The organism is Acinetobacter sp. ANC_7513, assembly GCF_056779915.1.
Window position 1 is genome coordinate 276,433 of record NZ_JBWYIW010000001.1, and the last position, 23,728, is coordinate 300,160.

27 protein-coding genes are annotated in these 23,728 nt (G+C 37.7%); 18 read left to right on the forward strand and 9 right to left on the reverse strand.

The window, feature by feature from the left end; translation table 11 throughout:
• Positions 1 to 55: 55 nt before the first annotated feature.
• Both rpoH and AC1M9B_RS01315 read right to left on the reverse strand, forming a co-directional pair.
• On the reverse strand, positions 56 to 925 hold the full coding sequence (gene rpoH / locus AC1M9B_RS01310; RefSeq protein ID WP_035265916.1) for an RNA polymerase sigma factor RpoH: 870 nt from the start codon (positions 923 to 925) through the stop codon (positions 56 to 58).
• 141 nt (positions 926 to 1,066) lie between these two features.
• A complete protein-coding gene (locus tag AC1M9B_RS01315; protein ID WP_035265917.1) occupies positions 1,067 to 1,288 on the reverse strand; it encodes a sulfurtransferase TusA family protein in 222 nt (73 codons plus the stop codon).
• Between the two features lie 387 nt (positions 1,289 to 1,675).
• On the opposite strand from AC1M9B_RS01315, the gene AC1M9B_RS01320 reads away from it, so the two are divergent.
• Both AC1M9B_RS01320 and rhlB read left to right on the forward strand, forming a co-directional pair.
• Positions 1,676 to 1,888, forward strand: coding sequence for a cold-shock protein (locus tag AC1M9B_RS01320; protein WP_004824348.1), 213 nt, complete (start codon positions 1,676 to 1,678; stop codon positions 1,886 to 1,888).
• 106 nt (positions 1,889 to 1,994) lie between these two features.
• The gene (rhlB, locus tag AC1M9B_RS01325) at positions 1,995 to 3,146 is read left to right on the forward strand and encodes an ATP-dependent RNA helicase RhlB (RefSeq protein ID WP_035265921.1); all 1,152 of its coding nucleotides are present in this window, start codon (positions 1,995 to 1,997) and stop codon (positions 3,144 to 3,146) included.
• 49 nt (positions 3,147 to 3,195) lie between these two features.
• Here rhlB and AC1M9B_RS01330 read toward each other — a convergent pair whose 3' ends face one another.
• Positions 3,196 to 3,579, reverse strand: coding sequence for a hypothetical protein (locus tag AC1M9B_RS01330; protein ID WP_481608361.1), 384 nt, complete (start codon positions 3,577 to 3,579; stop codon positions 3,196 to 3,198).
• Positions 3,580 to 3,809: 230 nt separating this feature from the next.
• Here AC1M9B_RS01330 and AC1M9B_RS01335 point away from each other — a divergent pair, with 230 nt between their 5' ends.
• From AC1M9B_RS01335 to AC1M9B_RS01400, 14 genes are all read left to right on the forward strand, one after another.
• Positions 3,810 to 4,385 (forward strand): nitroreductase family protein, encoded by a 576-nt coding sequence (locus AC1M9B_RS01335; RefSeq protein WP_481608362.1) that lies wholly within the window; start codon positions 3,810 to 3,812, stop codon positions 4,383 to 4,385.
• Between the two features lie 53 nt (positions 4,386 to 4,438).
• Positions 4,439 to 5,512, forward strand: a complete 1,074-nt coding sequence (locus AC1M9B_RS01340; protein ID WP_481588416.1) for an NAD(P)H-dependent glycerol-3-phosphate dehydrogenase — start codon at positions 4,439 to 4,441, stop codon at positions 5,510 to 5,512.
• Positions 5,513 to 5,585: 73 nt separating this feature from the next.
• Positions 5,586 to 6,041 carry a SixA phosphatase family protein gene (locus tag AC1M9B_RS01345; RefSeq protein WP_092766142.1) on the forward strand — a complete coding sequence of 152 codons (456 nt, stop codon included), beginning with the start codon at positions 5,586 to 5,588 and terminating at the stop codon, positions 6,039 to 6,041.
• Positions 6,042 to 6,083: 42 nt separating this feature from the next.
• Complete coding sequence (gene gspL / locus AC1M9B_RS01350; protein ID WP_481608363.1) at positions 6,084 to 7,226, forward strand: type II secretion system protein GspL; 1,143 nt, start codon at positions 6,084 to 6,086, stop codon at positions 7,224 to 7,226.
• Positions 7,226 to 7,705, forward strand: coding sequence for a type II secretion system protein GspM (gspM, locus tag AC1M9B_RS01355; protein ID WP_180027608.1), 480 nt, complete (start codon positions 7,226 to 7,228; stop codon positions 7,703 to 7,705). The genes gspL and gspM overlap by 1 nt, the downstream gene beginning before the upstream one ends.
• Positions 7,706 to 7,793: 88 nt before the next feature.
• Positions 7,794 to 8,798 carry a quinone-dependent dihydroorotate dehydrogenase gene (locus tag AC1M9B_RS01360; protein WP_481596875.1) on the forward strand — a complete coding sequence of 335 codons (1,005 nt, stop codon included), beginning with the start codon at positions 7,794 to 7,796 and terminating at the stop codon, positions 8,796 to 8,798.
• A 3-nt stretch (positions 8,799 to 8,801) separates the two neighbouring features.
• Entirely contained in the window at positions 8,802 to 9,386 is a 585-nt protein-coding gene (locus AC1M9B_RS01365; RefSeq protein WP_179998321.1) for a CvpA family protein, read from the forward strand.
• A gap of 24 nt (positions 9,387 to 9,410) precedes the next feature.
• On the forward strand, positions 9,411 to 10,949 hold the full coding sequence (gene purF, locus AC1M9B_RS01370) for an amidophosphoribosyltransferase (protein WP_481591212.1): 1,539 nt from the start codon (positions 9,411 to 9,413) through the stop codon (positions 10,947 to 10,949).
• Positions 10,950 to 11,033: 84 nt separating this feature from the next.
• A complete protein-coding gene (locus tag AC1M9B_RS01375) occupies positions 11,034 to 12,923 on the forward strand; it encodes a M48 family metalloprotease (protein WP_481608364.1) in 1,890 nt (629 codons plus the stop codon).
• A 106-nt stretch (positions 12,924 to 13,029) separates the two neighbouring features.
• Complete coding sequence (locus AC1M9B_RS01380; RefSeq protein ID WP_481608365.1) at positions 13,030 to 13,758, forward strand: hypothetical protein; 729 nt, start codon at positions 13,030 to 13,032, stop codon at positions 13,756 to 13,758.
• Between the two features lie 29 nt (positions 13,759 to 13,787).
• On the forward strand, positions 13,788 to 14,747 hold the full coding sequence (locus AC1M9B_RS01385; RefSeq protein ID WP_481608366.1) for a 2-hydroxyacid dehydrogenase: 960 nt from the start codon (positions 13,788 to 13,790) through the stop codon (positions 14,745 to 14,747).
• Positions 14,748 to 14,843: 96 nt separating this feature from the next.
• Positions 14,844 to 16,283 carry a M48 family metalloprotease gene (locus AC1M9B_RS01390; RefSeq protein ID WP_481608367.1) on the forward strand — a complete coding sequence of 480 codons (1,440 nt, stop codon included), beginning with the start codon at positions 14,844 to 14,846 and terminating at the stop codon, positions 16,281 to 16,283.
• 9 nt (positions 16,284 to 16,292) lie between these two features.
• A complete protein-coding gene (locus tag AC1M9B_RS01395) occupies positions 16,293 to 16,664 on the forward strand; it encodes a GFA family protein (protein ID WP_481608368.1) in 372 nt (123 codons plus the stop codon).
• Between the two features lie 63 nt (positions 16,665 to 16,727).
• Positions 16,728 to 17,090: a hypothetical protein gene (locus tag AC1M9B_RS01400; protein ID WP_481591206.1), complete on the forward strand. Its 363-nt coding sequence runs from the start codon at positions 16,728 to 16,730 to the stop codon at positions 17,088 to 17,090.
• 112 nt (positions 17,091 to 17,202) lie between these two features.
• Here the strand turns inward: AC1M9B_RS01400 and AC1M9B_RS01405 are convergent, their stop codons facing one another.
• Both AC1M9B_RS01405 and rpsU read right to left on the reverse strand, forming a co-directional pair.
• Positions 17,203 to 17,649, reverse strand: coding sequence for a GatB/YqeY domain-containing protein (locus AC1M9B_RS01405; RefSeq protein WP_035268744.1), 447 nt, complete (start codon positions 17,647 to 17,649; stop codon positions 17,203 to 17,205).
• A gap of 33 nt (positions 17,650 to 17,682) precedes the next feature.
• Positions 17,683 to 17,898, reverse strand: a complete 216-nt coding sequence (rpsU, locus tag AC1M9B_RS01410; RefSeq protein ID WP_001136722.1) for a 30S ribosomal protein S21 — start codon at positions 17,896 to 17,898, stop codon at positions 17,683 to 17,685.
• Positions 17,899 to 18,042: 144 nt separating this feature from the next.
• Here rpsU and tsaD point away from each other — a divergent pair, with 144 nt between their 5' ends.
• Positions 18,043 to 19,059, forward strand: a complete 1,017-nt coding sequence (tsaD, locus tag AC1M9B_RS01415; protein ID WP_481595493.1) for a tRNA (adenosine(37)-N6)-threonylcarbamoyltransferase complex transferase subunit TsaD — start codon at positions 18,043 to 18,045, stop codon at positions 19,057 to 19,059.
• A 47-nt stretch (positions 19,060 to 19,106) separates the two neighbouring features.
• Here the strand turns inward: tsaD and AC1M9B_RS01420 are convergent, their stop codons facing one another.
• The 3 genes from AC1M9B_RS01420 to AC1M9B_RS01430 form a co-directional block, all read right to left on the reverse strand.
• Complete coding sequence (locus AC1M9B_RS01420; protein WP_481596882.1) at positions 19,107 to 20,054, reverse strand: aldo/keto reductase; 948 nt, start codon at positions 20,052 to 20,054, stop codon at positions 19,107 to 19,109.
• 153 nt (positions 20,055 to 20,207) lie between these two features.
• Positions 20,208 to 20,735, reverse strand: coding sequence for an Ail/Lom family outer membrane beta-barrel protein (locus AC1M9B_RS01425; protein ID WP_092766154.1), 528 nt, complete (start codon positions 20,733 to 20,735; stop codon positions 20,208 to 20,210).
• Between the two features lie 152 nt (positions 20,736 to 20,887).
• Complete coding sequence (locus AC1M9B_RS01430; RefSeq protein WP_481595491.1) at positions 20,888 to 21,442, reverse strand: DUF4385 domain-containing protein; 555 nt, start codon at positions 21,440 to 21,442, stop codon at positions 20,888 to 20,890.
• A gap of 330 nt (positions 21,443 to 21,772) precedes the next feature.
• Here AC1M9B_RS01430 and AC1M9B_RS01435 point away from each other — a divergent pair, with 330 nt between their 5' ends.
• Entirely contained in the window at positions 21,773 to 22,651 is an 879-nt protein-coding gene (locus AC1M9B_RS01435) for a LysO family transporter (RefSeq protein WP_481608369.1), read from the forward strand.
• Here AC1M9B_RS01435 and AC1M9B_RS01440 read toward each other — a convergent pair.
• Positions 22,580 to 23,344, reverse strand: a complete 765-nt coding sequence (locus tag AC1M9B_RS01440) for a hypothetical protein (protein ID WP_481608370.1) — start codon at positions 23,342 to 23,344, stop codon at positions 22,580 to 22,582. The genes AC1M9B_RS01435 and AC1M9B_RS01440 overlap by 72 nt on opposite strands.
• Positions 23,345 to 23,728 lie beyond the last annotated feature (384 nt).

Sequence of the window (23,728 nt, forward strand, 5' to 3'; positions counted from 1 at the left end):
ACTTGCATAGCGTAAATACAAAAAAAGAGCTTATAGCTCTTTTTTGGTAATCGTATTAATTTGATGACATGGCGATCTTGATCTTGTCCATGGCATTTTTTTCAAGCTGGCGAATACGTTCAGCGGAAACATTATATTCGGCAGCTAGTTCATGCAACGTAGACTTATCATCATCTAACCAGCGGCGCTGTAAAATATTGCGTGAACGATCATCCAGCTGATCCATTGCTTCATGTAAAGCAGAGGTGCTCTGAGATTCATAATCTTCTTCCTCTGCTAAACGAGCAGGGTCATAACGATTATCCTCTAAGTAAAGCGCAGGAGCGACATGAACTGAGCTTTCATCATCTTCATCGGATTGAGCTTCGAAGGCTGCGTCATAAGCTGTTAAACGACCTTCCATTTCAAGAACTTGTTCGGCTGTTACATTTAAATCAGCCGCAATAGATTGCGCTTCCTCGAGCGTTAATTTCTTGCTCGATTTTTTTAAGCTTCTTAAGTTGAAGAACAGTTTACGTTGAGCTTTAGTTGTCGCAATTTTAACAATACGCCAGTTACGAATCACATATTCGTGGATTTCAGCTTTAATCCAATGTACTGCAAAAGAAACTAAGCGTACTCCCATATTGGGATCGAAGCGTTTTACGGCTTTCATCAAGCCTAAATTACCTTCTTGGATTAAATCGCCTTGAGGTAAGCCGTAACCTGCGTAACTGCGGGCAATATGCACAACAAAACGAAGGTGGGACATCACCAGCATTTTAGCTGCGTCTAGATCTTGGTCATAAAAATAACGTTCAGCTAACTCTTTTTCTTGTTCAGCTGTCAAAATAGGGATCTGGTTTACAGTACTAATGTAAGCACCTAAATTGACCCCGGGCGCAGACAATGACAGGGGCATCAATTGATTGCTGCTGTCAGTCATGAGTACTCCTTATAGGAAAATAGTTTAAAAAACCAATTACATTCATCTTAATCCTTATAGCATACAGAATTAAGCGAATTTGGGTAGTGAAATGTAAATTTAAATACAATATTTATCCATGATTAATTTAGATGAAAACACCTAAGATTCAATCACGTAATGAAATTCAGAATCCGAAACTTGTTTAAATGCGCATGTCAATTTATGTAGCTGACAATAACGTTGAATATCGATTTGACTGTTCGGATCTGAAGCTTTTAATAAAAATTGCTGAGGTGCACTATTTTGTTTCATCGATTTCTTAAGTAGCAGTAAAGGTAAAGGGCAAGGTTTACCCATCGCATCGATTAACACTTGAGACATAGTAAAACACGAGATTGAATAATAAAGTTGGGCATTATTCTAGCAAAAGTGTGACTTAAGAATAAAATTAAATGATTTAGATGAACTGTTCAAATAAAGTGCAATTTTTGCACTAAATTTGTGTGATTAATATACAAGTTTTAGTTAGATAATTAGCTAAAATTTTTCTATTAATTGTGTTGTACCCATGTTAAGCTCAATGCGTACTTAAGGATTGCGTAGAGAAATTTGTTCTCTAGGCCTTATTTATAATGGATATAACCGGGATTTTGTTAATAGTTTTACAGAATGATTACAAGCTTTGAAATAAAAAATGTTTTAAAATTTGTTTGCTCTGCTGTTTGCAACACCGGGTGGTCCCTTTTCTTACCAACTGAGGATTAACTTATGACAGCTCGCGAACAAGGCGTTGTTAAGTGGTTTAACGATACTAAAGGTTTTGGCTTTATTCAACGCGCAGGCGGTGATGACGTATTCGTTCATTTCCGTGCTATTCAAGGTGAAGGCCACCGTTCACTTCGTGACGGTCAACGCGTAGAATTCAGCGTTGTGCAAGGTCAAAAAGGTTTTCAAGCTGAAGAAGTTCAGCCTTTAGACTAATCCTACTTTTCACTGAAAATTAGGTTGCGCTCCAATTTTGATAAATTGGGGCGTTTTTTGTTTATACTATAGACCATTATCAAATATTGATTGTAGAGCCCCTTATATGTCATCAGGTTTCGAAACCCTTAATTTACATCCGCAACTTAAGCAAGCGATTGATGCTTTAGGGTTTAATGAAATGACCCCCATTCAACAGAAAGTATTGAAATATACGTTGGCAGGGCATGATGCAATTGGACGTGCACAAACAGGCACAGGAAAAACCGCAGCATTCTTAATTAGTGTTATTAATGATTTATTGAACAATCCGATACAAACACAGCGTTATCGTGGTGAACCCCGTGCCTTAATTATGGCGCCAACGCGAGAGCTTGCGATTCAAATTGAAAACGATGCACGTGATCTGACTAAATTTACCGACTTAAATGTTGTGACTTTGGTGGGTGGCGTAGATTTTGATAAGCAAAAAAAACAACTGGATGAAAATTTCGTAGATATTCTTGTCGCGACACCAGGTCGTTTGATTGATTTTACTGAACAAAAAGAAATTTGGTTGGATCAAATTGAATTTTTAGTCATTGATGAGGCAGATCGTTTACTGGATATGGGATTTATTCCTTCTGTTAAACGCATTGTGCGATTCTCTCCACGCAAAGAACAACGTCAAACCTTAATGTTCTCTGCTACGTTTAGTTATGATGTACTCAATCTTGCTCAACAATGGTTATTTGAACCTGTTACTGTCGAAATTGAGCCTGAGAAAAAAACCAATGCTGACGTAGAGCAACGTGTTTATGTGGTTGGGAAATCAGATAAATACAAATTGCTTCAAGAAATATTGCGTGATGAGCCAATTGAAAAAGTCATGATATTTGCAAATCGCCGTGATCAAGTCCGTAAGCTGTATGATCATCTTAAGCATGATGGTTACAAGGTAGTGATGTTATCTGGTGAAATCGCGCAAGATAAACGTTTAAAGATGTTGGATCAATTTAAAAATGGCAAACACAACATTATGATCGCAACAGATGTGGCTGGTCGAGGTATTCATGTGGATGGTGTGTCACACGTGATTAATTTTACTCTGCCTGAGCAGTCTGATGATTATGTACACCGTATAGGTCGTACAGGTCGAGCAGGAACAAGAGGGGTGAGTATCAGTTTCTTGTCAGAAGATGATGCTTTTTATTTACCTGAGATCGAAAAAGCGATTGGTCAAAAGATTCCATTGACACGTTTAGATGGTTATTGCTAATTGCTCAATAAAAAAAAGTCCCATCAAAGGGACTTTTTTATAGGAAATTTTAGCGGGTTGAATTACAGCTGAAGGTGATTGTTGTTTCATAGTCAGTGTCTTTTTCGATTGTATTTTTAGTACCAATAACAGAGCCAAGAACTGATGAAGCTGCAGTAATGAGTTTACCAGTCTGTTCATCCACAACACCTTTTAGTGCGCCGTTATATTCAGTTTTTTCGTCAATTAAGACAGGTGCAGAATTCTTACCACAAGTTTTGTTCGCGGCAGAAATTGCATTATTTTTTGCAAGAACTTGGGTTTTGCCTAATCCTGACACTTCATATTGATTGTTTGGTTTTTGAATAGCAAGTGTTTCAGTAGGTGTTGATGCACAAGCACTCAGGAGAATTGTTGCAGTAGCTACAGAAGCCAATGTCATTAATTTTTTCATTTTATTTTTCCTCTAGCGTTGCAATATTAAGTTTGGAGCTCAGTCATGTATGCTAGGGCTTAAATTCCAAAGAATTAAGCATGTTTTGTATCGATTTTGAAGTAAAATGCCTTATTTATGTTTGATTGTAATTATGCTGGATGCCTCGTGTATAAGTATAACTGTAGAGTAGTTTTCAATGTTTATGCTAAGCTTAAGTACATAGTGTTAGTTTAAAGATTAGTCTTCAAATGTCAGATCAATTTTCTCAAGTAGTGCATGACAATATTCATCAGCGTCAATCCGTTGGTCATTTGGTAGAACCTCATCCTAACGCAGAACAATTAGAATTAGCTTTTAAAGCCGCTTTAACCGCACCCGATCATCATCGTCTGAAACCGACGCAATTTATTGTTGTGAAAGGAGAGCAACGTGAAGCATTTGGTGTTTTACTCAGTGAAGCAGTAGCAGACCTTGGTGAAACTGATTCAATTCAAATTGAACGCGTACGTCATCATCCTATGCGTGCACCTATGCTGATTATCGCTGTAACACGATTTCATGATCATGCGAAAGTTCCATATTTTGAGCAAACTTTAAGTTCAGGCGCTGCAATACAAAATCTTTTGCTCAGTTTACAAGCTCAGGGTTTCAATACCATGTGGCGCAGTGGTGCTGTTGTGGAGTCAGATCTATTTAAAAGAAAGCTTGGGCTACAAACGCATGATTTAATTTCAGGTATCATTTATGTAGGGACTGCTTTTAAGGCGATTGCACCACGCGCTGAGATTGAAATAGATGCATTCGTCAGTTTTTGGCAGCCGTAATTGCAACATTGCAAATTTAACGATTAGAAAAAGAATGTTTAGGATTTAAAAGAATGTCGGAATTAAAGTTTTCAGATTTGGTCGAGCCAGTTGCAATTGATCATAAAACAGCATTGCGCGTTACGATTCTTGGTGGTGGTAGTTTTGGTACAGCCATGGCGAATACGGCAGTACGAAATGGTTGTGATACCATGATTTGGATCCGTGATGAGGAAATTGCGAAAGAAATAAATCGAACACATGTAAATTCAAGATATTTGCCAGATTATAACCTTGAGCCAGCATTAAAAGCAGAATCCAATCTTGAAAAAGCTGTTCGAGATCGAGACATTATTTTGGTTGCTATTCCGAGCCATTCATTCCGAGATGTACTCAAACAGATTAAGCCCTTTATCACCGCTCAGGCAGTTGTATCACTCACAAAAGGGATTGAAGCTAAAACCTTTAGTTTCATGAGTGATATTATTCGTGAAGAGCTTCCAGAAGTGCCTTATGGCGTCCTTTCGGGCCCAAATCTAGCGAAAGAAATTATGTCAGGAATGCCTGCTGGAACAGTGATTGCCAGCCATTCTGAATTGGTGAGATATGCAGTGCAACAAGCATTACACAGTGCACTATTTCGTGTATTTGGAAGCGATGATGTACATGGCGTGGAGCTTGGAGGTGCACTTAAAAATATCTATGCTGTCGCAATGGGGATGGCTGCAGCTTATAACGTTGGCGAAAATACCAAAAGCATGATTTTGACACGTGCGTTGGCGGAAATGAGTCGCTTCGCTGTACAGCTAGGTGCAAATCCACTGACATTCTTAGGTTTGTCTGGTGTTGGCGATTTATTCGCAACGTGTAATAGTCCCTTAAGTCGAAATTATCAAGTTGGATTTGCTTTAGGTTCAGGTAAAACCTTAGAGCAGGCAACGACGGAACTGGGTCAAACAGCTGAAGGGATTAATACCATTGTGCAAGTGAATGCAAGAGCCAAAGAGCTTGATGTCTATATGCCAATCACCACAGCACTCTATGAAGTGATTTATGAAGGTGCACCACCATTACATATTGCATTATCTTTGATGAAGAATGGTCATCGAAGTGATGTTGAATTCGTATTGCCGCATCATAAAGTTTAAGATTAATGAATGGTTTATCATCATTGTCATAATGTTTAGATATGATGGATGACACATGGTTTAGGGAAAACAAATGCAACTCACTTTAGTTCGTCATGGTGAAGCCGCTCCACCAATTAATGGTAATGACTCGAAACGACCACTGACCGAGCGGGGTCATATTCAAGCTGAACAAACTGCACACTTTTTAAAAGACATGGTTGCACCTGATATATTTGTAGTGAGTACTTTGCTCAGGGCGCAGGAAACTTTAAAACATATACAGCTATTCTTTCCAAATGTTGAAGTTTTAGTATGTGATAAAATTAAACCTGACGATGATGCTAAAGTTGCAGTTGAGTGGTTATCTCAACTACCTTTTGAGAATATTGTGGTTGTATGTCATATGAATGTTGTGGCATATATTGAAGAAATTATTACGTCTGAATTTTTTAATCCTTTTGCACTTGCTGAAGCGCGGATTTATGATCAGACAGTCATTGCTGCGGGACTTTCCACAAAATTAAAACATTTTGTACCGTCAGCTTAATAACCATAAGTGTTTAATGAATAAAACGGCAGAATAAAATTAATGTTGTATTTATGGATGCCAGTGTCGAATGGGGTTTGGCTCTGGTCAAATGGTGAAAATTGGAATTCATCAACAACGCTAGAAGAGTTAATTCAAGATACTCAACCGTATCATGGACAAGAAGCTGTTGTATTCTTTTCAAGCCATGATGTACAAATTATTGAACAGAATATGCCCAAAGCGCAATTCAAGCAAATTGGAAGCGAAGGCGCTAAATATTTACTTGAAGAATATACCATTCACTCCATTGATCAGATGAAAGTGCTTACTCAATTTGAGGCACCAGATCAATTGTCAGTAATGGGGATCAGTCAATACCAAGTCCAGACAATGCAACATGCTCTGAACTTGATTCCGGTGAAAGTGGTTGCGCTATTACCCGATTTTTTGGTCTTACCAGTGCCAGAACAGGGGCAAACTATTTTAGCCAATATTTATGGGCATTTATTGGCGAGAACAGGATCAAATCAAGGTTTTGCGATTGATGATTTAGCATTGTTTTTGGATCTATTGCCAAAGCCTATACATATTTTGCATAATCGGTTAAATGATGATCAGATGATGAGTTTGATTCATGCAACGGAACAAAATGAGCGGGAAAGCTTTAATTATGTATTTAAAGCTGAAAAAAAATTAAAGAATCATCCATTCAATGTTTTGCCTAAAGCAAAAAACACAGAGGGTGGAATCTCAGGCTATTGGAAAGCATGTGCAGCACTGCTTGTGGGCTTGCTTGTAGTGCAATTCAGTTATGATTTAGTGCGTTGGGTAAAGTTAAAAAAAGTATCTGATCAAACGGCTTTGGTTGCGGTAGAGCAATATCAATCTTGGTTTGGACCCAATAGTCGTCTCAATGAGCAAAATTTGCGAAGCCAATTTGAAAGTAATTTGCGGATGAGTAAACCTGCAAATACTGAGGTCTTACAGTTAATCAGCCGTGTAGGTCCGATTTTAATGCAACATCAAATTATCGCAAATCGTGTTTCTTATGAAGCATCTGGTTTAAGTATGGATTTGGTGGCGGACTCATCCGAAAAATTACAAAATCTAATTCAGCAAATGAATCAGCAAGGCTTCAAAGCTGAACTTGGGAATGTGCAAACTCAGGATAAAATGGTCGTTGGTTTGGTGAAAGTACAATAATGAAAACTTTAGAAAAATTTCAAAATCAATTTGATCAATTATTTGAAAAGATTGATGACTATTTATCGTCATTGAGTGTACGTGAGCGTGTACTTGTCATCGCTGCAACGATTATCGTTGTCGTCGCATTGATTGGTTCTGCTTTGTGGAAAATGCATGAAGCAGCAGATAATCAGCAAAAAAGATTGAATGAACTGAAAGACACATTGGTGTGGATGCAATCCAATGTGGTGACAATGAAATCTTCAACAGATTTAAGCCTAACACCTTCGGATAAAATTCAGCGTGTGGCACAACAAGCAGGATTATCTGTGGTCACACAACCAAGCGATAATAAATTGATGATCAGTGCTGAGCATGAAAACTACGCGATCCTCGCAAATTTTCTTACCCAATTGGTTCAAATGGGTTTAAGTGTTGAAAAATTGGAACTTATTAAGTCTGGAGCTGCGATTAAATTAACAGCATCAGTACAGTAAGTGGTGAAAATAAACCTATGACAGGCATAGCGTTTTGGGCATACTCAGCCTATAATGTGGCAACTTAAAAAACCGCAGTTTTTGAGATATGTTATATTCGCTTGCTCGTCCATTTCTATTTTCATTGGCGCCTGAGCGTGCACATGATTTGACATTATCAATGCTTAAATCGACATATAAGTTTGGCATAATGCGTCAAAAAATAGACCCAAAGCCAGTGACTTGTATGGGTATTCAATTTCCAAACCCAGTTGGTTTGGCTGCAGGTTTAGATAAAAATGGTGCATATATTGATGCACTTGCGAGTTTAGGTTTTGGTTTTATCGAAATTGGAACCATTACCCCTCGACCTCAGTCTGGTAATCCTCAACCGCGTTTATTCCGCCTTCCAGAGGCTCAAGCGATTATTAATCGTATGGGTTTTAATAATGATGGTGTAGATCAGCTGATTGAGAATGTTAAAGCAGCAAATTATAAAGGTGTATTAGGCATCAATATCGGTAAGAACGCCGATACAGCAGTTGAAGATGCTGTAACTGATTATCTAATTTGTTTAGAAAAAGTTTATAATTATGCATCTTATATTACTGTTAATATTTCATCTCCGAATACCAAGAACTTACGTAGTTTACAAAGTGGACATGCATTAACAGAACTTCTTGAAACTTTAAAAAATCGTCAACTTGAACTTGCTGAACAATATCAACACTATGTTCCACTGGTATTAAAGGTTGCCCCAGATTTAACTGAGTCAGATATTGAATTTATTGCATCTCAATTAATTCAATTTAAAATTGATGGTCTGATTGTGACCAATACGACTTTGTCACGTGAGGGTGTAGAAAATTTAGTGCATGGTGATGAAGCAGGTGGTTTATCTGGTGCGCCTGTATTTGAAAAAAGTACACAATGTCTATCTGCATTTTCAAAATTACTTCAAGGTCAAATCCCATTGATTGGTGTTGGTGGTATTCTTAGTGGTGACCAAGCTGCGACTAAACAGCAATCGGGTGCGCAATTGGTTCAAATTTATAGTGGTCTAATTTATACAGGGCCAAAACTGATTAAAGATTGCGTACAAGCTATGACCTAATCTATGAATACCATCGATATCTTTATACTGATTATTCTGCTCATTGGAGGGCTTAACGGTTTGCGTCAAGGATTCGTTAAAGCCTTTGCGAACTTGGTAGGATGGATTTTTGCACTCATTATGGGTGCAAAATTTGCGGGTCAAATTGCGCCTTCAATGTCCGCACTCAGTCAAGATCCTGTGGTTCAAAAAATAGCGGCATTTGCTTTTATTGTTCTGATTATTGTTGTTTTGACTTGGATCGTCACTGCAATATTAAATCGGTTGCTGAAAAGCTTAAAGCTTGGTCCATTAAATCGATTGGCAGGTGGTGCATTTGGCACCTTGAAAGGTCTCTTAATCGTCCTCATTACTATGCAAGGGATTGGTTCATTTGTAGAGAGCTCTCCACATTGGAAACAATCTAAGTTTATTCAAACTTTATTGCCTTACGCGCCTTTAGCGACTGAGTACACCAAAGAGACAGCGTCAAAAGCTTTAAGTCATATGAAATCAGAAGAGTCGAATCAATCATCAGATTCTTCTCGTCAATCATCTTCTGAACAAGATGATTCGTCATCTCATTCAACGAATAATCCTTTTTATTAATCCTAGCTTGTCTGCGAGGTTGCTATGTGTGGAGTTGTTGGTATAGCTGGTAAATCACCTGTTAACCAAATGTTGTTTGATGCATTAACGATGTTACAACATCGTGGACAAGATGCTGCAGGGATTGTGACATGCCATAATGGTCGTCTCTTTTTGAGAAAAGACAATGGCATGGTGCGTGATGTATTTCATACACGTCATATGCGTGCATTGTTAGGTAATTACGGAATTGGTCATGTCCGATATCCAACAGCTGGCTCATCGAGTAGCGCTGAAGCACAACCATTTTACGTAAACTCTCCTTATGGTATTACTTTAGCGCACAATGGTAATTTAACCAATGCTGACGAGATTCATGATGATCTGTTTAAAACAGATTTACGTCACATGAATACTGATTCAGATTCAGAAGTGTTATTAAACGTTTTTGCACATGAATTACAAAAACGCGGCAAACTTACACCGACTGCGGATGATATTTTCCATGTAGTCACTCGTGTGCATGAGCGTTGTAAAGGTGGTTATGCTGTTGTTGCGATGATCACAGGTCATGGTTTAGTTGGCTTCCGTGATCCAAATGGTATTCGACCTTTAATTTTGGGATCGCGTGATACCGATGATGGTGTTGAATATATTCTTGCTTCCGAATCAGTTGCTTTAACAGCGCTTGGTTTTAAAGTTGAACGTGATGTGATGCCAGGTGAAGCAATTTTTATTGATGATGCGGGTAATCTATTCACGAAGCAATGTGCGGCTAACCCACACCATAGCCCATGTATTTTTGAGTATGTTTATTTTGCTCGTCCAGATGCCATCATTGATGGAATTTCGGTATACAAAGCACGTTTGAAAATGGGTGAGAAGTTGGCGCAGAAAATCCTGCGTGAATGGAGTGAGGACCATGACATTGATGTTGTCATTCCTATTCCAGATACTTCGCGTACATCCGCTTTAGAACTTGCCAATACACTCGGTGTGAAATTCCGTGAAGGTTTCATGAAAAACCGTTATATCGGTCGTACCTTCATTATGCCGGGTCAGCAGTTGCGTAAAAAGTCTGTACGTCAAAAGCTCAATCCAGTTGAATTAGAGTTTAAAGATAAGAACGTATTGCTTGTAGATGACTCAATTGTGCGTGGCACAACGTGTAATGAGATTATTCAAATGGCGCGTGACGCCGGTGCTAAAAAAGTTTTCTTTGCATCTGCTGCACCAATGGTGAAATACCCGAATGTCTACGGTATTGATATGCCAGTTAAAAACGAATTAATTGCTTCAAATCGTGATGTTGAAGAAATTCGTGAAATGATTGGTGCTGATCGTTTGATTTTCCAAGATTTGGAAGATTTAAAGCAAGCTGTTCGTACGAAAAAAGTACCTGAGTTAACTGACTTTGACTGCTCAGTATTTGACGGTATTTACGTTGCGGGTAACATTGATGAGTCGTATCTCGATGGTTTAGAGCGCAAGCGTAATGACTCTGCCAAGAAAATCAAAGATGGTTATATCGATCTAAATATTGATGCAGCCTCAGTTGATCTGAGTGGTATTAAAGAAAATTAATTTATAGTTTTCTATTTGAAAAAGCGGGTATTTCCCGCTTTTTTAATTTATGATCACAAGACAATGTAATGAGGAAATTTTACATTGAAAGATGTGAGTGGTTACTTAATTAAAAACAAAAATATGCTGTGGTCATTAAGCGTATGTTTAATTGTTATTGTGCTCGCAATTATCATTTTAAACACGACGCTCGGATTGTTGGTTCATTATATTGATCCTTCTGAGTCCATTGGGTGGCATTTTCTCAGTCCATATATGATGGTGCTATTGATTAGCATTATCGGTGGTTCTGTCGTTTATGAGTTTTATGTCTTCCGCTCTGGTGGTCATACGCTCGCAAAACAATTGAAAGCACGACAACTCACTTTTATTGAAAGTACTCCAGAAGAAAGTACAGCGCTTAGGCTTGCTGAAAAATTAGCACATCGTTTCTCAATTGATACACCTACACTCTATGTCTTACCCGATGAAATAGGGGTTAATGCACTGACTGCGGGTTTTCATCCCAAAGATACTGTGATTATTCTGACTTGGGGGGCGCTACAAAATCTCGATGAGTTAGAGCTTTATGGATTGTTGGGTCATGAATTCCATAAAATTTTATCGGGTGAAACTCGAGAAAATACTCGTCTTAAAATTTTATACAGTGGGTTAATTACCTTTAGTCAATGGGGTAGTAAAATCGCGAAGCAGGGATTTCGACGTAATCGGGATCAATTGAGAGATAGTTTGGAAACAACTTTTGTGGCGATCGGTGGAGTCATATGGTTAATTGGTAGTTTAGGCGTCTTTATTACGCGTCTGATGAAATATATTACTTTGGGTAGTCGAACATTGTATAACGATGCAATGACAAGACAATTATTGAGTAGTAATGCAAATATTCAAACCTTATTAAGAATCTATGTTCATCACGCAGGATCACAGATTCATAGTGAATATTCTGAAGCTATTTCTCATATGTGCTTTGCTAACTCACTTAGTCCTCAAAGTTGGTTGAATATCCAACCTTGTATTCAAGATCGTATATATGAATTAAATCCGAATTTACTTGAGGATATTCAATTAGAAAATTTACAAAAATTACGCAATCAACCACTATTTAGTTTAATGCGTTCTTTAGAGGAATCTATTGCTGAAGAATATAATCCATGGATGTCACCACAGCCACTTCCATTATTAAGATTATCACCGATCAGCTTTGCAATTAAGGATGCCATCAAACCCTTAAATAGTGAAGTTAGACAGCAGATGAAACGTCCAGAACTCATTCAAAGGGCTTTGCAAACTTCGACTGGTGCGCGTGAAGTGATGGTTGCGATTTTAATGATTCGGCAGTACCGTGAATTTATTCCTTCTGATGCGCCTGTGAGTCGTGCAATTGTCGACTCACTGTTAAATATAGATGGTCGAGTGCATATTCAAATTTTTCATGAGGCATGTAAGCAGTTGGGAAATATGCCTGCTACAAGTGCGCGTCAGTTTATTACTAAATTGGCTAAAATTATTCAAGAAGATGGTGAAATTGGGCTTTTGGATGCTTTACTGATTGAAAAGGTGAAGTCTCAACTGGATTTATTGCCAATACATCGTCCAACCTCAATTGAGGATGCTAAGCCGCAAATTGTTAGGCTAATAGATGCGTTATTACATGTTCAGCAGTTAAATACTGCTAATCAGCTTGAAGTTAGAACCCAAATCTTAGAACGAATTTTAACTCGTGATGAAATTGAGTTTTATGAAGAAATTTCAGATGAACCTATCGACTTAGGTGAAATTCTTAATGATATTGCTGGATTGTTGCTGAGAGATCGGTTGAGTATTTTGGGTGTTGCTGAATTATGTTTATGGAATGATAGAATCATTACACAAGATGAGTTAGATGTACTTGAATTATTATATTGGCGACTTGGATTTGAAAGTGATGAAATTGTGGATCAAATGCATAAGAAAAATAGCGTCATTATTGTTTAGCTATCAATGCATTCTGAATTTAAAAGGTGCAAGGATATTAATGCGTCAGAAATGAAATTAAGTTATGATTGTTTGCGGATTAAAAGTTCAGTAAAAGATTAAAAAAGTGGGTAGAATACCCAGCCCTCATGCCAGTCCATCTGTAATGAATGTGAATATGTTAGAGCATCAAAGAAGCCTCTTAGCTGTGATGGGAATCGATATATGGATTCCACAAAATACGGCACAAACACGTCATTACAAACCTTCCTTATATCGCGATCAAGTTGAAGAAAATCATCCAACAGATGTATCTTTTCCTGAATTTGCGCAAGCTCAATTAGAACAGTTCATCACAAAACCAGCTTCACAAGCTGAACAGCTAAATAAAGATGATTCTTCGCTTCAGTTAAAAAGTAATCCAGACGGTGTGCAGCTTCCTCGAGAGTTTGTGGAAAATGACAAACAGTCTCAAGATGAAGTTGTTGAGCGTCAACCGCTTGTAATCGATGCTTTTGAAATTCAAGCGATGATCACTAAAACACATACTATTCTGCTAGATGCTACAGCGCTCACCACAGAACAAGAAAACTTATGGGTGAATATCCAGCGTAGTGTGAGTTCACAGTTTTACGATTTAAAATGGCCATTTAATTTCGCACAATTCCAAGATGGAAGAGGTGCTCAAGTATTTATACAGGGTTTTATCGATGCATTATCTGTTGATAAAAAAATATTTAGCTTAGGGTATTTGCCGCATATATCGACGACGCAGCATATGCAGATTGCAAGCTTACAAGACATGATTGAGCAGCCATTGTTAAAGCGTCGCTTGTGGAACTTAATTAAAAATTAAATCGATACTGGATCTAAAGAGGGAGTTTTATGAAAAAAAAGGTTGTGGTATTTAGTCAGATAGATCCGAAAATATTAAATCAATTAGAATCGAAATATCAGGTCGTTCAAATTAATCCAAAACAGGGTGACATTAATGAGCAACTTTTAAGAGAGGTTGCGGATGCAGATGGGATGATAGGCGCTGGGCGTCGTTTAAATCAAGACAACTTACAGACCGCAAAAAAACTTAAAATTATTTCTTCGGTCAGTGTGGGCTATGATAATTACGACGTTGAATATCTAAAACAACAGGGTATTTGGTTGACCAATACGCCTCATGTGTTGACAGAGACGACCGCTGATTTGGCTTTTACCTTATTGATGACAGCGGCTCGTAAAGTGACACATTTAGATTCTTGGACAAAGCATGGACATTGGACACGTACCGCCGGTGTAGCACAATTTGGTCAAGATATTTATGGGAAAACGCTCGGTATCATTGGCTTAGGTCATATCGGTGCTGCGATAGCTAGACGTGGTTTTTACGGTTTTAATATGAATATTCAATACCATAACCGGAAGCCATGTATAGAGCGAGCTGAGCCTTTAAAGGCGAAATATTGTGATCTTGATACTTTACTTTCAACGTCTGATTTTATCGTCATGGCAGTCGATTTAAATGAGCAATCGAAAGCGCTGATCGGTCAAGCTCAATTTGAGAAAATGCAAAAACATACTGTGTTTGTGAATATTGCCAGAGGATCAGTTGTGGATGAGTCGGCCTTGATTGAGGCGCTTGAAAATCACAAAATTTTTGCTGCTGGTTTAGATGTTTATCAGAAAGAGCCGCTCCAAGAATCACCATTGTTTCAATTGGAAAATGTAGTGACATTGCCGCACGTAGGTTCGGCGACAGCAGAAACCAGAATGAAAATGGCAAATCTTGCTTATGATAATCTGGTAAAAGCCTTAGATGGGGATGAGCCTCAATATATTGTGAATAAGTAAAGTCTTTTGAGCGTGATAATAAACGTAACAGTTCATCATTAATCTTCACATTATTCAGTGTTATAGTCGATAGAGTACACGTTTAGGAATACAGGTTTGAAGAAGATCATTTTGGCTTTATTGATAGCGAGTTCGAGTTTTTCAGCCGCGGCTGATGAACTCTACAATGCCAATAAAATTCAATTTGAAGTGCCTGATATTAATAGTGGTGTTGGATTTATCGATCAACAAAAAGAGAAAATGATCGGTGAAAAAGTCTATCGTCAAGTACAGCAGCAACTTCCAGTGTTAAACAATGTTTGGTTGGAAGATCAATTTATGGCTGTATTCCGAAAAATTATTGCGCAAACACAGTTGGGTCAACCAATTGCTTTGGTGATTGTAAACGATCCGCAAATTAATGCCTTTGCTGTACCTGGCGGTTTATTTGCATTGAATAGCGGATTAATTACGTCGGCAAAGAACATGGATGAAGTTGCGGGTGTGGTTGCTCATGAGGTGGCACACGTCTCGCAAAGACACTACAGCCGTTCTCAAGAGGCTTTTAAAGGGCAGGGATTGCTTGCACTCGCTGGTATCATTGTGGGTGCTGCAATTGCATCACAAGCTGATGGTAATGCAGGTGCTGCCCTGATGATGGGAACTCAAGCTGCATTGGTGGATCGACAGTTAAGTTATAGTCGTAATCAAGAGCGTGAAGCAGACCGTATTGGAATGCAATTGATGTATCGTGCTGGATATAACCCGTACAGTATGTCTGAGTTTTTTGAAACCATGAATCGTGCGACTCCAAAAATTAGTTATCTTCCTGATTTTTGGTTAACACATCCTTTGACTACTCAGCGTATGAGCGAGGCTCGATTACGTGCAGATCAACTTCCTAAAGTTCCATATAGCAACACACTCTCTGAGTTTGATCAGATCAAGTGGTATACCGCAGTTGTGACCAATCAAACCAACGAGGAACAGTTAAAGGGAGTGGTGAGAGCAAATGCATTGGCTGGAAGAATTGCACTGTCTGCTTTTTATTTAAAGCGTGGTGATTTTGATCTAGCACAAAAAGAAATTGAGCTTGCTAAGAAAGTCCAGCCAAATCATCAGCTTATCGCGCTTATTCAAGCAGATATCTACTTGGCGACCAATCAATTTGATTCTGCGCAGGAAACGATATTGGTGCGTCAACGAATAACGCCTGAAAATCGCGCGCTAAGCTATAAATTAGCTGAAATTTATATTCGACAGGGAAATTTTGTTGCTGCTGAAAGGTTGGCGAATAAATTTATCCAAATCAATAATCGTGATGCGCAAGCATGGTTCATCCGACAACAAGCGGCAAATTTAGATATTAAAAATCCTTTACGTACTGTAAATGTTTTGCGATATCGGGCTGAAGTTGAATATTGGAAGGGGGCGGAAGAGAATGCGATACGCTCACTCATTCATGCTCAGCGTTTAGCTAAGGAAAATAACTCTATGAGTGCAATCATCAATCAAAGACTGCGGATGATGCAGGATGAACGTCAACAAAAATTATAAGAGGTTTAAATGATAAAAGGTCAATGCTTATGTGAAAAGGTGCAATATATTTATCATGGTGATCTTGAGAAAAGTATCTTGTGCTATTGCAAGCAATGTCAGTTGGCTCAAGGCGGTTTTACTGCATGGAATAGCCCGATCCCGCTTGAAAACTTCGAGTTAATTTCTGGTGAAGATGTGCTTAAGTCTTATTTTCATACCGAGTTAAAGGCAAGAGTATTTTGTGGTGAATGTGGAAGTCCTTTATATTCACATCGACTTGATTTACCAGGAATTATACGTTTAAGGCTCGGTTCTGTGGTTGAAGGGAAAATACCGCCACCTTATGAAGAGTTTTTCCAGGAATACAAACCTAACTTTATTGAAACTATTCATTCTTAGTGATTAGATTCTTTTAGAATGATGAATGAATAAATATTTTAAATTATGTGATTGAATCTAATAATGAAATTGCCACTATTTTTTATGATGTTGTTTGGGGCAGGTGTGTTCACTCATGCGGAAACACTTCCTGTTAAATTTACACAAGAAATTGAAGTTGTATCACAAAAATATAATGCCGATATGAGGCATTTTCTAAAAATGCTAGCACCAAATACAACACATTTTAGCCTTGATCAGACTCAAAGATATTGTGTCATTGTTGGAACTTATGTCGATGGTTTTTATCAGGTGGTGGATAAATATCGAAAGGATTTACCATTTTCCTACTCTAGAATGAGTAAACAGGATGTTGTTGAGAAAGTTAAGCGATCTAAAGAAATGCAGATTTTACAAAGATATAATATTCAATGTGAATTTAAATAATCAGAAAGTGAAAAACTAAAAGTATTGTTGTAATAAAATCGGGGATACGTGATTTAGACTGGACTATTTAATGACATTATTAAATAGACCAAATCAAACATAATACGAAAAGTTAAGAAAGTTGAGCTTTAATTTTACTCGAAACTTGTGCAGGATCGGCACGTCCGGCTATGATCGGACGTAGAGAATTCATCACCTTACCCATATCTTTCATGCTAGTAGCTTGTTGCGCAGCAATCGTTTGCGCAATAATTGAATCAAGTTCTTCCTCAGTCATAGCTGCTGGTAGAAATTGAGATAAAACCTCAACCTCGGCTTGTTCCTTACTAGCTAAGTCTTGTCGATTAGCGCTTTCAAAAGCTTTAATCGATTCTTTACGTTGCTTGATTTGTTTTTCAATGACCGCGAGAACTCGACTATCATCTAGTTCTACGCGTTCATCGACTTCGATTTGCTTAATTGCTGCTTGGAGACTACGAATCACCGTTAACTTATCCATTTCTTTAGCACGCATTGTTGCTTTCAAAACGTCAGTAATTTGGTTTTTTAAAGTAGTCATTTATATATCCGAGCAGTCAATCACAAATTAATCTTAGTAAAGGCGAGTAGTACGTACTGATTCACGCGCCAATTTCTTTTGGTAGCGTTTAACAGCAGCAGCTTTTTTGCGCTTACGTTCTTGAGTTGGTTTCTCGTAGAATTCACGTTTACGAACGTCAGCTAAAACACCCGCTTTTTCGCATGAACGTTTGAAACGACGGATAGCTACGTCTACTGGTTCGCCTTCTTTCAATTTAACTTGTGGCATGAAGAATCCTCTAGTTTATGGATAAGACTAAGCGCCGAATTGCGCTGAGTCACAAGTGAAGGTCAGTATTTTACTCATTTACATCTCATATCACAAGTCTATAATAGCTTTAGCAATATTTTGAAATGGGTTAAAGGCAATTTAATGATCGTTTTAGGCTTAGAAACGTCGTGTGATGAAACTGGTCTCGCACTCTATGACAGCGAAGTCGGCTTAAGAGGACAGGTGTTATATAGTCAGATTAAATTGCATGCTGAATATGGTGGAGTGGTACCCGAATTGGCATCACGCGATCATGTTCGTAAATTAATTCCTTTAATCAATCAATTGCTTGAAGAAAGTCAAATCAAAAAATCTGAGATTGATGCGGTGGCTTATACACGTGGTCCAGGCCTAATGGGTGCACTCATGACTGGAGCATTATTTGGTCGTACGCTTGCATTTGCGTTAAATAAACCAGCGATTGGTGTGCATCATATGGAAGGGCATATGTTGGCGCCTCTTTTATCAGCCACTCCTCCGGAATTTCCGTTTGTCGCCTTGTTAGTCTCGGGTGGGCATACACAATTAATGGCGGCATATGATATTGGACATTATGAAATCTTAGGTGAATCGATCGATGATGCAGCGGGTGAAGCATTCGATAAAGTTGCTAAGATGATGGGGCTGCCTTATCCAGGTGGTCCAAATATCTCTAAACTTGCTGAGCAAGGTGATGCCACTGCTTTTGAATTTCCACGCCCTATGTTGCATCAAGGTTTGGAATTTTCATTTAGTGGCTTAAAAACAGCGGTTTCTGTCCAAATGAAAAAATTAGGTGATGAAAACCGAGACGCTGATATTGCTGCGAGTTTTCAAGAGGCTATTGTTGATACATTGGTCAAAAAATCAGTTAAAGCATTAAAGCAAAGTGGTCTTAAGCGTTTGGTTATTGCTGGTGGTGTGAGTGCCAATAAGCGTCTTCGTGAACGTCTTGAAGCAGATTTAGCTAAAATAAAAGCTCAAGTATATTATGCTGAACCGGCTTTATGTACGGATAATGGCGCCATGATTGCTTTTGCTGGATATCAACGCTTAAAAGCAGGACAGCATGATGGCTTAGCCGTGACAACGACGCCACGTTGGCCGATGACGGAACTCAAAAAACCTACTGAAGCATAGATGTTTGGTCACGAGAAAAAAGAGGCTTATAGCCTCTTTTTTTATATTTACATTATTGAAAGAATTTGCATGTCTTCTGGTGAGAGTTGAAGATTCACTGCATTTGAAAATTGGGTAATTTGTTCAAGGTTTGTTGCACTGGCGATTGGTGCTGAAATATGCTTTTGCGCAAGTAACCAAGCCAAAGCTACCTCAGCAGGTGCCGCATTGTGGCGCGATGCCACTTCTCTGAGCTTATCTAAAAGGTTTAAGCCTCGCTCATCAAAATATTTTACAAGCGTATCTGCACGTTGACGCCCTTGAATATTGTCTAATGACGAATATTTCCCAGATAGAAATCCACTAGCCAGACTATAAAAACTTACGACACCAATTTGATGGCGTTCACAAATGGGTTGCAGTGTTTGTTCGAATACATCGCGATCGTAAAGATTATATTCAGGTTGAAGAACCTGATAATGTTGCACACCAATCTTTTGTGCAGCTTGAATAGAAGCGTCTAATTGATCAGCTGAAAAATTAGAAGTGCCATAGGCACGAATTTTTCCTTGATCTTTGAGCTTTGAAAATGCTGATAATGTTTCCTCATGAGGTGTGTTTTCATCAGGCCAGTGTGCAAAATAAAGATCAAGATAATCTGTTTTCAAACGGCTTAGAGAGTCTTCAACTGCTTGCATAATCCATCGTTCAGATAAACCTTGATGGCCGGGAATCCCCATATCTAAACCGACTTTAGTAAATAGCACGATGTCTTCACGTTTACTTGGATTTTGTTTTAACCAATTACCAATGATTGTTTCTGACTCGCCACCATGATTGCCTGGTGCCCAAATGGAATAGAAGTCTGCTGTATCAATGGTGTTAAATCCACGCTCATACAGTGCATCTAAAATTTTGAAACTTTGTTTTTCATCAACCGTCCAACCGAATACATTTCCTCCGAATACGATGGGTGCGATGAATAAATCAGTTTGTCCAAGTTTTCTTTTTTGCATGAAACATCCTAGGTAGAATAATACGACTTATTCTAGCTATATAGGATTCGTCTATTTCTCGCTATCCAAATAATGTATAAACATTATCCAATGATTTTGACAAAAAAAGAGGCAAAAAGCCTCTTTTTTAATTCTCTATGTATTCAAGCAGAATCAGAAACGATAACCTGCGCTGATGTTGAACCCATCAAATTTAGCCCCATCAACTTTAGTACCTTCATAACCGATATTGATCGCATATTGCGGAGCAGGATTAATATTAATACCAACACCATATGCAAACGCTGTTTCACTTAGATCCATGTTTTCGTATATGTTCAAGGCGCGATATGAACTTTCAACTTTTGAATGCGCGATCCCGACAACACCATAAACACTGAAATTCTCATTAAGACGATATGCAGGGCCTGCTAGCAAAGAAAAATGCTTTACATCTGTATCTTGGCGTTCACCTGGTTCAATCCAAGTTTCATCACCAGTTTGATACGACATTGTTGCCATAACGCTTAAAGGAGTCTCGAGTTCATAGCGATATTGAGCGTGAACACCGCGAATATCAAACGCATTTTCAATTTCAGACTGAGCATAACCCAATGAAACGGTGTGTTGTTGGGCAAAAGTTGTCGTTGTTAAAGTGGTCATCGAGAGGATTAAACCCAATTTTAAAAATTTAGTTATCATGGCGCATGCTCATTATTTGTGATTTGTTTATCTTTAAATGCAAAAAATGGTGATCATTTTTTGGTAAATGCTATTGTACTTTCTATTTTTCTATTGTAAATAAAAATTAAAGAAATAGTTTTGTTTGTATTATAAATGGTGTGAGAATGTATTTATTGACTCGCAATTGAGTTTTTAAATCGTTCTTTTAATGCAATATAGTGGGAATGCTGTTTAGCTTCATCCCATTTCACTTTAAAAATTCGTGCTGCTGCAGCTTTAATAGGGTCTTCTTGTTGGCGTGGTAGTTCTTCACGCCCGTGAGCACCACTTAAACCTTTTTTGTCATTAGGTACAGGACCTTTATATTTTTTTCCACCTTTATGGTTTGCATAACGTCTCGCTCGGGTATAACCCATTTGTAAAAATTTACGAGCCATATCTGCACCGACAAAATCATCGACTGCTAAATATTCAAGAAAGAGTTGATAAATCTTATTAGAACTCTCTCTAGCTTTATCTTCATCTGCAAATTTCCAAAAGGGCAGAATTTCAGATTTGTAGGGTTCGACGAGTAATACACCCTGTTCACCACGACCAATTCGATAGAGTTCTGGCCTTTCTCTGAAGTTAATTTTTGCAAAGTCCAATGAGTAATCAAAACTTTGAGAATAAACACGAGTGCTTCTATGTGGGATGGTATCAAGGTCGTTATGATTGCGAGTCATCACGTTCTCTTTTGTACTTTTAAAAAATATATTAGGTGATCTGAAATGAAAAACGATTATAGAATTGTGAGTGATATTTTAAAATTGTGATTAGTTGTTTTAAAGAGATGCGCTAAACACGCCGAAAGATTGAAATTGAACTGTACGAGAAATCAAAACAACGAATTAGACTATTGACGATAGCGGGGCGAAATTAAGTTTTAAAATTAAAACCTAGCAACCAAAAGTGATGAGATATGACGATGCTCAATAAGAAACATTTTGTCATATAAGTTTTATATCTATGAATTAATCTAAGCGATACGTATAAAAATAATTTTGGAAGTCTGATTGGATCTTATCATCATCATTTTTGGCTATCTATATGGTCGTAAATTTCATCCCAACAAGTACATTGAACAAGTATTTTTTTTAGCCCTGATTTTATTTATATTTTTTTGCACTGTTTACGCAGCGCCAAACCTACTCGCATTAGAAAATCCTAGAGCTGTTTTGAGCAAGCTAGTTATTCTCGCACTCGGGGTATGCGCATTTACTTACTGGTTTAGTTCTCTATTTTATAAGAAGAAACAGCAGGAAAACAGTAAACGAGGCACAATCCAAATTAAGGACATCATTAAAATATTGACAGTTTATCTTTTGCTTAGTTTGGTATTTGTAGGAGGTATCTTCACTTATCGAATGGATTTAATAGATGAGCAAATAGCTTTAAGTATTCAAAACGTGCTTATCTACATTATTCTATTTTTGATCGGAGTTTTTATATCAGCCTCTAACATCAAAACATTGCAATGGCATGATTTAAAACTCCCAATCATCATGGTATTGGCAAATACAATATTTGCCTGCTTTATGCTGATAATTTGGAAGGAAAGTGCTGTATTGCTTTCTGGATTCGGTTGGGCAAGTCTATCTGCTGCGATGATTTCACAAAAACTAAATCCCTTATTGGCAGTTCAAGCTTTAATTGTGGATATGATTCGAGGATTGATTTCCATCATTTTTCTACAGCTTTTTGGAAGACATCAACCACAAGCAGCAATTAGCACCACAGGTGTACTGTCCTGTGATGCATTCTTACCGATGATTAAGCAACATTGTGGTGAGCAATATGTGCTAGATGCGTTTAAAGCGGGACTATTGTTGTCGCTGTTTTGTCCATTGAATATATTTATTGCGATTGATTTTACCCAAAGTGTGACAAATTAAACGGTAAAACACCTCAAAGACAGTGATTTTGGCAATCACTAACATACCATCACCATTGATATATCCGGCATTGTGATTCAAAAAAAATGCAGCATCCTCATTCATATTATTGTGTTCATGCTTACAACCACGTGTTCCTCCAAGACCATCGTTATAAATAAAAACATGGCCAGATTTTGAAAGTTGATAATTGAATTGCTGAGAGAATAGGGTGCAAAGGTCTTGCATTTCTGTATTGTTATCGAGGTTTAAGCGAGTAGGCCATGTATTTTTTTTGAAAGCATAACGTGTAATTGCACGATAACTTGAGGGATGTAAACACACAGCAAAAAAATATGATGGTGCTGGGTGGCGGATCATTTGAGAAATGATGAAGTAAATATATTGGAATTTTAATAGATTTGATTTTCGATAGGCGCTAAGAAGACCTGCTTGACCACGAAAAACATTCATTGTCTGGTCATTCTTTTTGACTTCATAACGTTGCATACATAAAAATCCAACAGGTTTTTCTTCATCAAAATAGATCAAAACCCGTTTGCTTGCAGCATCATCGGGGGCATAGGCTTGAGCAATATCATTCAAATCACAACCCTCAGGTGTCATGAAGATCGCTTGATGAAGCGTTTTTAATATATTTTGAACATCTGGGGATTGTGTATGTTGGTTACTATATTTTTTAATTTGGAGCATGGATGCAGCCTTTTTCTATAATTATTTGCGTCTCTCATACTATTTTTGAATTGTTAAGTTTGGGTTACATTAATTTTTTCGAAAAACAAAAAATGGTTGTTATGTTATATTGTTTTAAATTTAAATTATTTTTTTAATTCTTATTTAGTTAATAAATTTTATTTAAATTAATAGCTTAAAGTAATATTTGAGATTTTTTTTATTTAAAATTTTTTGATATCGATAGAGAGCAATGAGTTAAATTGTTAATTTTATCTTTATAATTATTCATGAATAATTTATTAACTTTTATCGTAATAAAAGCTAATTACTTAGCTTAAAGAGTGAAAGTCGAGAAACTAAGACGTCATTCCATCTTAGTTTCTTATTGCAGAAGCAGATGTA

Bases quoted from the DNA above. Each gene is read 5' to 3' on its own strand.
- AC1M9B_RS01440 (WP_481608370.1), bottom strand. From the start codon at position 23,344: ATGCTCCAAATTAAAAAATATAGTAACCAACATACACAATCCCCAGAT.
- AC1M9B_RS01340 (WP_481588416.1), top strand. From the start codon at position 4,439: ATGTCGGAATTAAAGTTTTCAGATTTGGTCGAGCCAGTTGCAATTGAT.
- rpoH (WP_035265916.1), bottom strand. From the start codon at position 925: ATGACTGACAGCAGCAATCAATTGATGCCCCTGTCATTGTCTGCGCCC.
- AC1M9B_RS01405 (WP_035268744.1), bottom strand. From the start codon at position 17,649: ATGACTACTTTAAAAAACCAAATTACTGACGTTTTGAAAGCAACAATG.
- AC1M9B_RS01430 (WP_481595491.1), bottom strand. From the start codon at position 21,442: ATGACTCGCAATCATAACGACCTTGATACCATCCCACATAGAAGCACT.
- gspL (WP_481608363.1), top strand. From the start codon at position 6,084: ATGTTGTATTTATGGATGCCAGTGTCGAATGGGGTTTGGCTCTGGTCA.
- AC1M9B_RS01345 (WP_092766142.1), top strand. From the start codon at position 5,586: ATGCAACTCACTTTAGTTCGTCATGGTGAAGCCGCTCCACCAATTAAT.
- AC1M9B_RS01330 (WP_481608361.1), bottom strand. From the start codon at position 3,579: ATGAAAAAATTAATGACATTGGCTTCTGTAGCTACTGCAACAATTCTC.
- rpsU (WP_001136722.1), bottom strand. From the start codon at position 17,898: ATGCCACAAGTTAAATTGAAAGAAGGCGAACCAGTAGACGTAGCTATC.
- AC1M9B_RS01395 (WP_481608368.1), top strand. From the start codon at position 16,293: ATGATAAAAGGTCAATGCTTATGTGAAAAGGTGCAATATATTTATCAT.
- AC1M9B_RS01335 (WP_481608362.1), top strand. From the start codon at position 3,810: ATGTCAGATCAATTTTCTCAAGTAGTGCATGACAATATTCATCAGCGT.
- rhlB (WP_035265921.1), top strand. From the start codon at position 1,995: ATGTCATCAGGTTTCGAAACCCTTAATTTACATCCGCAACTTAAGCAA.
- AC1M9B_RS01385 (WP_481608366.1), top strand. From the start codon at position 13,788: ATGAAAAAAAAGGTTGTGGTATTTAGTCAGATAGATCCGAAAATATTA.
- AC1M9B_RS01420 (WP_481596882.1), bottom strand. From the start codon at position 20,054: ATGCAAAAAAGAAAACTTGGACAAACTGATTTATTCATCGCACCCATC.
- purF (WP_481591212.1), top strand. From the start codon at position 9,411: ATGTGTGGAGTTGTTGGTATAGCTGGTAAATCACCTGTTAACCAAATG.
- AC1M9B_RS01365 (WP_179998321.1), top strand. From the start codon at position 8,802: ATGAATACCATCGATATCTTTATACTGATTATTCTGCTCATTGGAGGG.
- AC1M9B_RS01425 (WP_092766154.1), bottom strand. From the start codon at position 20,735: ATGATAACTAAATTTTTAAAATTGGGTTTAATCCTCTCGATGACCACT.
- tsaD (WP_481595493.1), top strand. From the start codon at position 18,043: ATGATCGTTTTAGGCTTAGAAACGTCGTGTGATGAAACTGGTCTCGCA.
- gspM (WP_180027608.1), top strand. From the start codon at position 7,226: ATGAAAACTTTAGAAAAATTTCAAAATCAATTTGATCAATTATTTGAA.
- AC1M9B_RS01360 (WP_481596875.1), top strand. From the start codon at position 7,794: ATGTTATATTCGCTTGCTCGTCCATTTCTATTTTCATTGGCGCCTGAG.
- AC1M9B_RS01315 (WP_035265917.1), bottom strand. From the start codon at position 1,288: ATGTCTCAAGTGTTAATCGATGCGATGGGTAAACCTTGCCCTTTACCT.
- AC1M9B_RS01400 (WP_481591206.1), top strand. From the start codon at position 16,728: ATGAAATTGCCACTATTTTTTATGATGTTGTTTGGGGCAGGTGTGTTC.
- AC1M9B_RS01320 (WP_004824348.1), top strand. From the start codon at position 1,676: ATGACAGCTCGCGAACAAGGCGTTGTTAAGTGGTTTAACGATACTAAA.